Source organism: Paenibacillus sp. PastM-3, assembly GCF_029893965.1.
Taxonomy (GTDB): domain Bacteria; phylum Bacillota; class Bacilli; order Paenibacillales; family Paenibacillaceae; genus Paenibacillus_AQ.
Window position 1 is genome coordinate 63139 of sequence record NZ_JARXXP010000009.1, and the last position, 12554, is coordinate 75692.

The 12554-nt window shown below is 51.6% G+C and carries 11 protein-coding genes; 9 read left to right on the forward strand and 2 right to left on the reverse strand.

All coding sequences use genetic code 11. The features are described from left to right. The first annotated feature begins 210 nt into the window (after positions 1-210). Complete coding sequence (locus tag M2108_RS15055; RefSeq protein ID WP_277470261.1) at positions 211-1350, forward strand: zinc-dependent alcohol dehydrogenase; 1140 nt, start codon at positions 211-213, stop codon at positions 1348-1350. A gap of 127 nt (positions 1351-1477) precedes the next feature. Here the strand turns inward: M2108_RS15055 and M2108_RS15060 are convergent, their stop codons facing one another. Continuing rightward, positions 1478-1924 (reverse strand): GlcG/HbpS family heme-binding protein, encoded by a 447-nt coding sequence (locus tag M2108_RS15060; protein WP_277470260.1) that lies wholly within the window; start codon positions 1922-1924, stop codon positions 1478-1480. A 272-nt stretch (positions 1925-2196) separates the two neighbouring features. Here M2108_RS15060 and M2108_RS15065 point away from each other — a divergent pair, with 272 nt between their 5' ends. Then, positions 2197-2979: an SDR family NAD(P)-dependent oxidoreductase gene (locus M2108_RS15065; protein WP_277470259.1), complete on the forward strand. Its 783-nt coding sequence runs from the start codon at positions 2197-2199 to the stop codon at positions 2977-2979. Between the two features lie 416 nt (positions 2980-3395). After that, on the forward strand, positions 3396-4040 hold the full coding sequence (locus tag M2108_RS15070) for a TVP38/TMEM64 family protein (RefSeq protein ID WP_277470258.1): 645 nt from the start codon (positions 3396-3398) through the stop codon (positions 4038-4040). A gap of 92 nt (positions 4041-4132) precedes the next feature. Here M2108_RS15070 and M2108_RS15075 read toward each other — a convergent pair whose 3' ends face one another. Further along, on the reverse strand, positions 4133-5398 hold the full coding sequence (locus M2108_RS15075) for a S8 family peptidase (RefSeq protein WP_277470257.1): 1266 nt from the start codon (positions 5396-5398) through the stop codon (positions 4133-4135). A gap of 172 nt (positions 5399-5570) precedes the next feature. Between M2108_RS15075 and M2108_RS15080 the strand changes: the two genes are divergently transcribed. From M2108_RS15080 to M2108_RS15105, 6 genes are all read left to right on the forward strand, one after another. Beyond that, the gene (locus M2108_RS15080) at positions 5571-5945 is read left to right on the forward strand and encodes a hypothetical protein (RefSeq protein ID WP_280777079.1); all 375 of its coding nucleotides are present in this window, start codon (positions 5571-5573) and stop codon (positions 5943-5945) included. A 122-nt stretch (positions 5946-6067) separates the two neighbouring features. Beyond that, complete coding sequence (locus M2108_RS15085; protein WP_277470255.1) at positions 6068-7048, forward strand: hypothetical protein; 981 nt, start codon at positions 6068-6070, stop codon at positions 7046-7048. A 171-nt stretch (positions 7049-7219) separates the two neighbouring features. Then, positions 7220-8641, forward strand: coding sequence for a flavin-containing monooxygenase (locus M2108_RS15090; RefSeq protein WP_277470254.1), 1422 nt, complete (start codon positions 7220-7222; stop codon positions 8639-8641). A 147-nt stretch (positions 8642-8788) separates the two neighbouring features. Further along, positions 8789-10624, forward strand: a complete 1836-nt coding sequence (locus tag M2108_RS15095) for a UbiD family decarboxylase (protein WP_277470253.1) — start codon at positions 8789-8791, stop codon at positions 10622-10624. Between the two features lie 449 nt (positions 10625-11073). After that, positions 11074-11631 (forward strand): GNAT family N-acetyltransferase, encoded by a 558-nt coding sequence (locus M2108_RS15100; RefSeq protein WP_277470252.1) that lies wholly within the window; start codon positions 11074-11076, stop codon positions 11629-11631. A 1-nt stretch (position 11632) separates the two neighbouring features. Beyond that, on the forward strand, positions 11633-12550 hold the full coding sequence (locus tag M2108_RS15105; RefSeq protein ID WP_277470251.1) for a helix-turn-helix transcriptional regulator: 918 nt from the start codon (positions 11633-11635) through the stop codon (positions 12548-12550). Positions 12551-12554 lie beyond the last annotated feature (4 nt).

The following is a 12554-nucleotide window of genomic DNA, read 5'->3' on the forward strand; positions in this document are numbered from 1 at the left end:
GGATTCGAAAAGGCAAGCGTACCTATATTATATAAATAGATCTGGACACAGCTGTTTTCATAGCCATGATGATGTCCGCATCGGGAAATTTAAAGGAACTGGAATTATCCGATCGAAAATACCTTATACCGAATGTATGATCCTCACTCTTCAATTCCATAATAGAAGCATGCATGCAAATTCAAGGCATGTCATAACAGGAGGGTGATTATGAAGGCTGTAACTTTCAATGGCATGAAGAATATGCAAGTGAAGCAGGTCGCGGATCCGACGATTCAGAAAAAAGACGGGATTATCGTAAAGATCACCTCGACGGCCATATGCGGTTCCGATCTCCATATATACCAGGGGGCTATTCAAGCCCAACCCGGATACGTGGTCGGACATGAACCGATGGGCATCGTCGAAGAAGTGGGCCCTGAGGTGACAAAGGTCAAAAAAGGGGACCGGGTCGTGCTCCCGTTCAATATATCGTGCGGCAGCTGTCATTACTGCCAGCATGATATGGAGAGCCAATGCGACAACTCCAACCCCAATCCCCAAGTGGATACAGGAGCTTACTTTGGGTTTACGGAACGTTACGGGAATTATTCGGGCGGACAAGCCGAATTGCTTTACGTGCCGTACGGCAATTTCATGCCGTTCGTTATTCCGGAGTCATGTGAATTGGAGGATGAGAAGCTCCTGTTCCTGTCCGACGTGCTGCCGACGGCCTATTGGAGCGTGGACAACGGCGGCGTGAAGAAGGGGGATACGGTGGTGGTGCTCGGCTGCGGCCCCGTCGGCTTGATGGCGCAAAAATTCGCCTGGATGAAAGGGGCCAAACGGGTCATCGCGATCGACAATCTCCCGTACCGGCTGAACCATGCTAAAAAAATGAATAACGTCGAAATCTTCAACTTTGAAGATTTCCAAGACATGGGGCTTCACATAAAAGAAATAACGGGCGGGGGTGCTGATGTCGTCATCGATTGCGTCGGAATGGACGGCAAGAAGACGCCATTGGAGGAGGAAGAGCAGAAGGCCAAGCTGGTTGGCGGAACGCTCAGCCCGATCAACATCGCGATGAATGCGGTGCGAAAATTCGGCACGATTCAGATTACTGGGGTATACGGTTCGAAATACAACCAGTTCATGTTCGGAAACATGTGGGAACGAAACGTGAAGCTGACGATGGGACAGGCGCCCGTGATTCATTACATGCCGATGCTGTATCAAAAAATTATGGCAGGCGAGTTCGATCCGACGGAGATCATCACGCATAAAGTGCCGCTCGATCAGGCGCATAACGCGTACAACACCTTTTACAACCATGCGGACGAATGCATTAAATTCGTCCTGAAGCCTTAAATGATGGCATGACAAGAGGGGCTGTGCCACGGGGTATTGTACCCTGAGGGACAGCCCCATGTGTTTAGCCGATTTTTCGCCAATATTGGTGGGACCTAGTTTCGTTATAGGGCTAAAGCCGCCAGGTTTACAGCAAGCTCCCGGAAGACCCGATCCGCGCCTTCGGATAGGTTTCGAAAGCCCGCACCGCCGCTTCCGCAACCTCAATGTCGTTTGCGACCTTACTGCCGCTTGCGCCGACCGCCCCGACGATTCTCCCTTCGAACGACAACGGAATCCCCCCTCCGAATACGACAACGCGTCCGTGGTTGGTCGTATTGATCCCGTACAGCTCCCCGCTCGGGACCGCCAACGGAGCAAGCCTCGCCGTGGGCATTTTTAGCGCGACCGCCGTCCATGCCTTATTATGGGCGATGTCGACACTGGCCAGCCAGGCATGGTCCATCCGATGAGAAGCAACGAAATTCCCGCCATCGTCTACGATGGCGATCACTTCCGCGATCCCGAGCTCCCTTGCCCGGAGTTCCGCTGCGTGAATCAAAACTTTAGCGACTTCTAGAGTAATTTTCAACATCTGCGTCCTCTCCCTCTCGACTGAGTCGATACATGATATGAATCATATGGTTTAGGTATGCATTCGATCCCGTCATTATAGGCATTCGTACATCCATGAATGGAGCGGGTAAAATTCCGCTTCTATTCTTGCTCTCTATAGTATTATCCTAAAGTGTTATGACGGAACTACTATGTCGAGCAAACCGGAGAAAAACGAAAAACGGATATTTCTTCACATAATTGTGTATAATCCAGTGGAGAACACTCTAACAATTTGAAAGAGGTGAAAGAGTGGTAAAAGCATTAGAAAATGTACATGTTGTCATTACCGGTGCCTCCGACGGCTTAGGTTATGCCATGGCAGAAGCCCTTCTTGATAAAGGGGCAAAAGTAGCATTAGCATCCCGTCCAGGGTCAAAATTAACTGAAGCCGTAAAAAAACTTAAAGCAAAGGGATATACTACTGTTTTTGAGCTTCCGCTGGATGTAAGGTCAGAGGGATCGGTAGAAGATGCTGTGAAATGGGTGAAAACTAAATGGGGTAAAATTGATGTCCTTGTAAACAATGCCGGTATCGGGATGCGAACGGTTAACCCGCGTTTTCTGGAGGAGCCGCAGCCCTTTTACAAGGTGACACCGGCAGGCTTCCGCGATCTTATCGAAACCAATCTCACCGGTTACTTTCTGGTAGCGCGAGGATTCACCCCACTCATGATCGAACAAGGAAAGGGACGAATCATCAACATTTCAATGAATCATGAGACCATGAAAAGAAAGGGTTTTGTTCCTTACGGTCCATCGCGCGCCGCAACAGAATCGCTGTCGGCGATCATGGCGGAGGATCTGAAGGAATCAGGAATTTCGGTCAACATGCTGCTTCCGGGCGGAGCAACGGCGACGGGAATGATTCCGGAGGATCTGCGCAGCGAGATCGAGGCGAAATTCCGGCTGATGCAGCCGGAGGTTATGGCGGAGCCTATTGTCTTCTTGGCTTCACCGGAAGCGGAGGGCATCACGGGGGAACGCATTGTGGCCTCCGAATTTGAAAGTTGGTTAAAGGAAAAAAGTAAATAATAGGAGAGGCGAATACATTCTATATATTTTTGCTTAACATTTGTATGATTCTACAGTTGGCACTTGAAAATTTATATTGCCAATTATTTAGTGAATTACTATATTACATATGAAAATATATTAGAACATTAATGCCGTTAACTTACCGGAAAAAGATTCAGTACCTTTGACCGAACCGCCAGTTAAGGGATATGACATTGTGTCTACCCTTAATAAAACAATTCAGGTGAAAACAGAGCAAGCGTTGCAAGGTGCAGGAGACACCAAGAGTCCCATGTATAGCACGGCAATCGGAATGTGGCTGATACGTGTCATTGGCGTTTATATATTAGGGATAAGACTTGATATGGGTATTGCGGGCTGACATCGAAAGTGTGGCCACACAATAAAGAGAGAAGGGAGTCGACTAGGAAAGGATGTTTACTCGTAAGATAGCTGCAGTAACCTTCTATTTAATTCTGATTGGTGTGATCTATGTAATAAAAGATAATGTGCTCCCCTGGCTGGATAACCTGGCCCCCGGCAGTTGGCCCATTATCCTGCTGCTTTCTTCTGTGCTTGCCATGGTCCCGGTCATCCCATTTGCGCTGGTTTCAGGCTTTTTGGGTATCAAATACGGGCTGTGGGGGGGAGGTGCATTGAGCGTAACAGCATCGACACTGGCTGCCGTACTCACTTATTTCATTTTGGCTGCAGGGGGGAAGACACATTTTAGTCCAAATAACAGGAGCAAACTGCATGTATGGAATGAACATATCAAACACCATACATTTCTATTCGTTCTTATCGGGCGTATGCTGCCATTTATTCCTGCCGCTCTGATCAATGGATATGCCGGTTGGTTTAAACTCCCGTTCGTATCATTTGTGACAGCAACCGCCCTCGGGAAAATTCCAACGATGCTCGTTTTTGTTTATATCGGTATCTCTGCAGTATCTGGATCTCAATATTGGTTGCCGGTGCTGCTGATATATACTGTTTTTCTAAGTGTTGTATATCTGATCTATGTCCGATTGTTTCCGAACATCAAAAGTGTTCGACGCTTAGAAAACAAACAGTAGAGTATGTGGATTTGGTTTAGCCAAATAAAAAGAAAACATAAAGGCACGGGCATCCCCCGTGCCTTGCTTTGCGCTCACAGCCCGCAGCTTCATCATTTCCGCTTCTTCCGGCAGTCCAGAAACCGCATATTTACCTCGCCGCTCCCGGCAGTGTTTGGTTTCAGGTTGAGCCTGAAGGCGTTACGTTTCAGGGTGGTTTTTACCTGCTGCGGTGCCAGGCATGGACGGAGCTGCAGCAGCTGGGCGGCCGCGCCTGAGACAATCGGCGTAGAAATTGAAGTGCCGGACAGCTTGATGTAGCATTTGCCCACTCTCAGTCCCGGCTGCTGGCGGGCCAGCCGGGAACCGGGCGCGAGGAGGGAGATGACCATCTCCCCGGGCGCCACGATATCCGGCTTTACTCTGCCGCCCGGAGCAGGACCGCGGCTGGAATAGAACGTAATCCGGTCATCTGCCTGGGTGAGCGTCCGGCGGTCGTTAACCGCTCCGACTGTAATCGCGGAAGGGCTGATTCCCGGTGAATCCACCGTCCGGGCCAAGGGACCGCTGTTGCCGGCGGAGATGACTACCGTCAGTCCGGCCTTGACGGCCTGTTCAGCTGCCTGGACGAGCAGATCGTCTGCGGCTGAAGCAGCTGCCGGTCCGCCGAAGGACATGGACAGGATGCGCAGTCTAAGCCGCTTCCTGTTGGCGATACACCATTCAATGCCTTTAATAATGGTAGAATCATAGCCTTCGCCGTATTGATCGAGCACTTTTACCCCTACTATACCTGCTTCAGGAGCAGGCCCTCTGTATTTGCCTTTGCTAGACCAGCCGTTACCTGCGGCATCCCCGCTGATATGTGTGCCGTGACCATTATCATCATACGGCTTCTTCCGGTGATTAATGAAGTCCTTAAAGGCGATAATCCGGTTGACCGGCCGGGTCAGATCGGGATGAGGGTAAACCCCCGTATCAATGATAGCAATGTTAATTCCTTTTCCGGTAAGCCCCCGTGTCTGCTGAAGGGCTGCCGATCCGATTGAAGGAGTGGCGACATTCAGGAAAGCCTTTTTGACCCCGTCCAGATAGACCTTGCCGACTTCTTCGCAGCTGCAGATCCGCTCCAGACATTTCACCGAAACCTGTGCAGATACGGCATTCAGCAGAGACAGCCTGTGCTTTACAGAAAAAGAATGCCCCCCTAAATGCTTCTGCAGAGCCTGCATCCGGGCCGGGGTCAGCCTGTGCTTGAACTGGACAATTACAGGAACTGCGGCAGCTTGTTTAGCTGATCCCATAGAATTCTGCAGCTTGTGCATTAGAGGCCTGTTGATTTTGGCGGCGTAATGCCGTACCCACATTGATTCACTCATGTCTGTCGCTTCACCTCTCCAATAGCACATCCTATGCAGAGAACAGCCCGGCGGACACCAATCTATGAAACGGAGACAATACCACATTTTTACGAGAGTAGGTCATTATTCCTTTCAGGCAGCTCTTAAATTGCATTAAATACACTATCTTAAAAGAAAGTGGTGAAGCAAAGTGAGAGAAGCTGAGAAAAAAGCATTGTTGGCAAAAAAAGCATTACTGGCTAAGAAAGCACTGATGGCCCGCAAAACGAATGCAAAGAAGGTTGTGAAAAGAAAACGGAGAATCAAACAAACCTTCAGCCGTTTCGTCGTTCTGGCAACAAGCACAGGCAATGTAAATAAGGATACCACCGGCTGGACAGCCTCGCTGACTAGCGGGACGGTCACAACGACTACGGATTTCGACGATTTTGGTGTAGCCCAATTTCCGACCATTTCTACTCTGACGACAGTGTCCTATGTGCTGCGGATAAGAGATGAAGCTGGTAACCTTCTGACAACTAAAAGTGTATCCGCTAACCGTGAATTTTTTGTAGCCCGTTTCTAATAGATTTACAGTCTTAATGTAGAATAGTCACATCCTAATCCCCTATAAACATCCTGAATAGGATATTATAGGGGATATGTTGCATTTCTACTTATATACTGTAACGATAGGAGGCAGAAGCCATGTGGAAATGGATTCAGGACTACCGCTTACTGGAGTATTGCAGCAGGCAGGAGCGCATGAATTTTGGAGACCGCTCCCGGTTTTTTATGAATACAGTCACAACAGAGGCTCCGGAAGGGATGACCGCATTGGCCCAATATTTTACAGCGGGAAGTGTTCTGCTCAATGTGGATTTCAATATTACCATTCCAGTGCCTGATGATAGAATGCTGCAGCGGATTATGCGGGAGGTGGCTCCGCATTTCGGTGTGGTGACACAGCTTGAACGCAAAGGGCGGATTGAATCAGTACATATGAATCAGCTGAAGCCCGGATCGGCCAGGCTGTTCCATGAAACAGAGACTGGCATTTTACCTGTCATGAAGGATTTGTACCGTCATAACGATAGTGAGCACTGGTACTCCGGACAAAAGCGCAGGCTGGTGCATTACACTGTCGATACTACAGAGCTTGAACCTTATGAGGATGCAGAGGTAAAAGAGGTTCAAGCCCTGCTGCAGCAGGCTTATTTCGGCGGTGAAGCTGTTGAATTTGGAATAATGCCGCTCGGCTGGCCGTTTGACGATTCCTTAAGACATTCTGCGGCACTGCGTTTTGTTGCCGGGCTTGCACCGAATCTGACCTTGTCTGTGGATGAGTCCAGTAATGAAGTTATTCTGCTGGACATAACGGCGAAAGAGCCTGTCCATAAGCTGTATCTGCCGTCCGCACAGCCGCAGCCGTCAAGACGGGTGGATCAATATCTATACCTGAATGTCGGCCACGGGCTGGTCTATGTGGTGAACCTGCTGGTGCAGCCGGTGATTACGAAGTGGGAGGGATTTACAGAGGCTAAGCTTTACTCTCTGGGAGAGGACACTGACTTTGCGGATTTTGATCCCGGGACAGCAGAGTGTCTGGAAGGGACCAGCTTGTTTTTTGATGAGGATACTTTACAAAGAATGATGGATGAGGTTAACCAGGCGCTGAAATTTGGTTGAAATGTACAATCATTTGCTTGTTTTTTAGCTTTAATGACAATTAACCTCACATATATATTCAAAAGACAGCCTGCAGCGGATATAATATGGCAAATAATATTACTGAAGCGCATGGGAACGGCCTGCATAAAGGGGTTCCTGATAATATGCCGGTGAAAGGTCTGAGGAATGATGAGCCTGGAAGCTTTGAACGAACGAGTGAAAACCGATCTTTCCTATCTGGCCTACGGCGGAGCAGATTGGGTGCGTCCCCTGGAGCATCCCGAAGGTCATGTATATGATGTTGTTATTGTTGGCGGCGGGCAGAGCGGGCTGGGAGCGGCTTTTGGGCTGCTGCGGGAGCGGATCTCCAATATTCTGGTGATTGATGAGAACAAGGAGGGGCGGGAAGGGCCCTGGGAGACTTATGCCCGGATGGTTACGCTGCGGACACCGAAGCATCTGACTTCTATTGATCTGGGAATTCCTTCGTTGACCTTCCGCGCCTGGTGGGAATCTCAGCATGGCCCCGGAGGCTGGGAAGCGGTCGATAAAATTCCGCGCGGCGACTGGATGAATTATTTGCGCTGGTACCGCAGCGTGCTCCATTTGCCGGTTATTAATGAAGTAACCCTGAAGCTCATTGAGCCGGCTGGGAACGGTATTCACCGGCTGCATATTGCCGGAGCGGGAGCGCCGTCAGAAGTGCTTCTGGCCCGTAAGGTTGTACTGGCCACAGGCATCCAGGGCGGAGGCGAGTGGCATGTGCCCGGGGTGATTGCGGCCAGCCTGCCGGAGCACCTCTATGCCCATACTTCGCAAGCCATTGATTTTGCTGCCTTGGCCGGCCGGAAGATCGCCGTTCTCGGCGGAGGCGCATCTGCCTTTGACAATGCAAACTATGTGCTGTCGGAGGGTGCTGCTGAAGCTCATGTGTTTGTACGCCGCGAGCAGCTGCCCAGCATTAATCCGATCCGCCAGATGGAGCAGTCGGGAATGATCGAACGGTTCCATACCCTGGCGGATGCTGACAAATACGGGGTTATCTCGCATTTCTTCAAATATAATCAGCCGCCGACGAACGATACCTTCGCCCGCGCGGCAGCCTGGCCCGGCTTCCGCCTCCATCTCGGCTCGCCTTGGCTGAAGGTGGAAGCGGCAGGCGATCAGGCGCTGGTCACTACTCCCAAGGGTGAGTTTACTTTTGACTTTCTGATTGTCAGCACAGGACTGCTCAGTGATCCGGGCCTGCGTCCTGAGCTGCAGCTGATTGAGCGTCACATCGCGCGCTGGAGCGACCGTTATCAGGCTCCGCCGGAAACGGCCAATCCGCTGCTCGATGCACATCCATATCTCAGCCCGGGCTTCGCCCTGCAGAGCAGGGGTAAGGAGGGCGAGCAGCTACTGCACGGATTGTTTGTGTTCAATTATTCGGCTTTGGCCAGCAACGGCTTGTCGGCCTCGGCGATTTCCGGAATGCGGAACGCAATTCCGAAGCTGGTCGCCGGCGTGGCGGATCAGCTATTCACGGATGACCGGGAGGCGGTGCTGCAGGCTTTTTACGAATATGATGTGGCCGAGTTTACCGCTGAGTGGCAGCCTGCCAAGGCCTGATTATTTCATTTATAGAGTAACGCCTGCCTGAACAATGGTTCGGGCAGGTTTTTTTGTCTGCTGCAGCACATTAGAAGTTTGACCTTGGCTCCCGGCTCATTGATAATAAAGAGGTTCATATTTCTTCTGCAGATTGGAGTAAGACCAATGACATACCGCAATTTGGAAGAATGCATTACCGACCTGGAAAAGCACGGGCATCTGATCCGGATCACTGAGGAAGTTGATCCCCATCTTGAGATGGCAGCCATTCATATGAAGGTGTATGAGGCCGGCGGACCCGCATTATTATTCGAAAAGGTAAAAGGCTCCAAATACCGAGCCGTGTCCAACCTGTTCGGGACAATCGAGCGCAGCAAGTTTATTTTCCGGGATACCTGGGAATCTTCCCAGAGTGTTATCGCTCTGCGGGATGATCCGATGAAGGCGCTGAAGGCACCGTTCAAATATGTCGGCACAGGACTTGCCGCCCGGAAGGCGCTGCCGCTCAAGCTGCCCGGCGGTCTGCCGCCTAGCTTCGAGGAGATCCAGATCTCCGAGCTGCCGCAGATCAAGCACTGGCAAGGAGACGGCGGCGCATTTGTGACGCTCCCGCAGGTCTATTCGGAGGACCCGGACAAGCCGGGGATCATGAATTCCAATCTCGGGATGTACCGGATCCAGCTCAGCGGTAATGATTATGAGATTAACAAAGAGGTCGGAGTCCATTACCAGATTCACCGCGGCATCGGCATCCACCAGTCCCATGCGGTCAAGCGCGGCGAGCCGCTCAAGGTCAGCTGCTTCATCGGCGGCCCTCCGGCCCATACGCTCTCTGCTGTTATGCCGCTGCCGGAAGGCCTCAGCGAGATGACCTTTGCCGGCCTGATCGGCGGACGCCATTTCCGCTACAGCTATGTTGACGGCTTCTGCGTCAGTGCGGATGCGGATTTTGTAATTACCGGTGAGATCCATCCCGGCGACACGAAGCCGGAAGGGCCGTTCGGCGACCACCTGGGCTATTACAGCCTGACTCATCCGTTTCCGGTAATGAAGGTGCATAAGGTCTATGCCAAAAAAGGCGCAATCTTCCCCTTCACCGTTGTCGGACGGCCGCCGCAGGAGGATACCGCCTTCGGCGAGCTGATCCATGAGCTGACCGGAAGTGCGATCAAGAATGAGGTGCCCGGTGTAAAAGAAGTGCATGCCGTCGATGCGGCCGGTGTGCATCCGCTGCTGTTCGCAATCGGCAGCGAGCGCTACACGCCGTACCAGCAGCTGAAGCAGCCCGCCGAGCTGCTGACGATTGCCAACCGGGTGCTGGGCACCGGCCAGCTCAGCCTGGCCAAGTATCTGTTCATTACCGCCGAGGAAGACCGTCCGCTCAGCACGCATAATATCCCCGGCTTCCTGACGTACATTCTGGAGCGGATTGACCTGCGGCGGGATATTCATTTTCAGACGAATACGACCATTGATACGCTGGATTACTCGGGAACGGGGATCAACACGGGGAGTAAGGTTGTTTTTGCCGCAGTAGGCGATAAGAAAAGAAACCTGTGCACAGAGGTGCCGGAGGTTCTGGCTTCTTTGGAAGGCTTCGGTGAAGCCAAGCTGGTCCTGCCGGGAATAGTGGCACTCCAGGGACCTGCGTTCACAACCTATGAGGATACAGAGCAGGAAATGAGCCGCTTGAGTGCTGCCATTGAAGCACAGGGGGCGCTTCCCGAGTGCCCGATGATCATTCTGTGCGATGACAGCAGGTTTATCAGCGAGGAGCTGAACAATTTCCTGTGGGCCACCTTTACGCGCAGCAACCCGTCGCATGATATTCACGGTGTAAACAGCAGAATCGTACACAAGCACTGGGCCTGCGACAATGTAATTATCGATGCCCGCGTGAAGCCGCACCAGGCGCCGCCGCTCATTCCCGATCCGGATGTGCAGCGTAATATTGAACGGGTGTTTGCACAGGGCGGAAGCCTCAGCGGCATCCGCAAGTGATATATGGAGAAGAGATGTTCCGTCAGCCGGGTAATGGCCGGGCGGGCATCTCTTTTTCTTTTATACAGCAGAATCATATTCTAACGGACCCAGTTGCCGTTATTTGCGGATTTTAGAGTGACTCGACAAGCTAACGGACCCAGTTGCCCTTATTGTTGATGATTTCGAGCTGATGGCATGGTTTTTGGAAAAATAAGGACTGTGGAGTCCGTTAGCCTGTGCGAGTGCCCTGTATTTGCGAATTAACGTCATTTGAGTCCGTTAGCGTTCTCATCCTTTTTATAGAGCCGGCTGACAGGATGGTTAGCGAAAAGAAGGTCAGAGTTACCGCAAGCCCACCGCCTTCATATGTTCATTTGAAGAAACCCATGCGCTCCTTTATACTGGTTAGGAAAAATATGGATGAAAGAACTGGTGCGTCCCATAACGATCAGTATGAGGTGAATTCATTGAAAGTATTGGAAACAGAGCGGCTGATATTGCGGCGATTCAAGCCTGAGGATGCCACGGATTTGTATGAGTACCTCTCCAGGGAGGATGTTGTGAAATTTGAGCCATACGGTGTACATCATGAGGCTGAGTGTGAGGCAGAGGCGCTGCGGCGTTCCGGTGATCCGGCGTTTTGGGCCGTCTGCCTGAAGGATTCGGGCAAGCTGATCGGCAACCTGTATTTTCAGCAGCAGCAGCCAGCAGCATTCCGGACCTGGGAGCTTGGTTATGTGTTTAACAGTGATTTTCACGGCTGCGGGTATGCGGCGGAGGCCTGCCGGCGGCTGCTGGATTACGGATTCACCGATTTGCAGATGCGGCGTGTAACGGCCCATTGTAATCCGGATAACACTCCGTCATGGCGGCTGCTGGAACGGCTGAAGCTCCGGCGGGAAGGCTTTTTCCGCGAGACCGGTTATTTTAAGTATGATGAGCAGGGTGAACCCAAATGGCATGATACCTTTGCATACGGCCTGCTGGGGAGCGAATGGCTCAGTATGGCGGAGCCGGTGAAATGAGATGAAAGTGAACAGGCTGCTGGGCATAGTGGTATACCTGCTTAACAGGGATGTGGTCAGCTCACGTGCCTTGGCCGAGAAATTTGAAGTTTCTCCGCGGACGATTCAGCGTGATATGGACTCGATTGGTGAGGCGGGTATCCCGGTTGGTTCTATTCAGGGTAAAAGTGGCGGTTATTACATTCTGAACAGCTTCAAAATGAACAGGCAGCTGCTCCAGTCAGAGGATTACATGTACATATTGGCTGCATTAAAGGGACTGGTCTCCGGGTACAACAGCAGGCGGGCAGAGGAAACGGTAGAAAAAATGATATCCCTGTCCCCGGAGGGCCTTCTGCCTGAACAGCCGTTCCGGCTGCAGCTGGATACACTGCGTGAAGGCAGCGGAACCTTACACTCTATCGAAGTTATTGAAGAAGCGATCCGCAGCCGGACTGCGGTGCAGTTTCAATACACGGATGCACAACAGTCTGTGACCAGCCGTTTTGTGGAGCCTCTGCTTTTGTCATACAGATGGTATGCCTGGTATCTGTTTGCTTATTGCTGCGAACGTGAAAATTACCGGCTGTTCCGTCTGTCGCGGATCAGGGAGATACGGAATACCGGCGAGGCCATTATGCATAGTCATGGGAATGCGGAGCAGTTGCTTGCTGACCATCAGGATGTGCGGCCTTATATTGACATCAAGCTTACCTGTCCTGTCGACAGGAGGGTTCAGCTGGAGGAGGCTTTTCCAAATGCAAGGGTAGTTGAAGAACGCTGCGGTGAGCTGATCCTGCAATTCAGTGTGCCTGAGACGGAAACCGGCTGGTTCGGGATCCTGCTGCTGAACGCCGGCTGCTGTACCGTGCTGGAGCCTGAGACGCTGCGCCAGCGGCTGCAGAGCCACGCCCGGATGATTTTGCAGCAATATGCGTAAATGA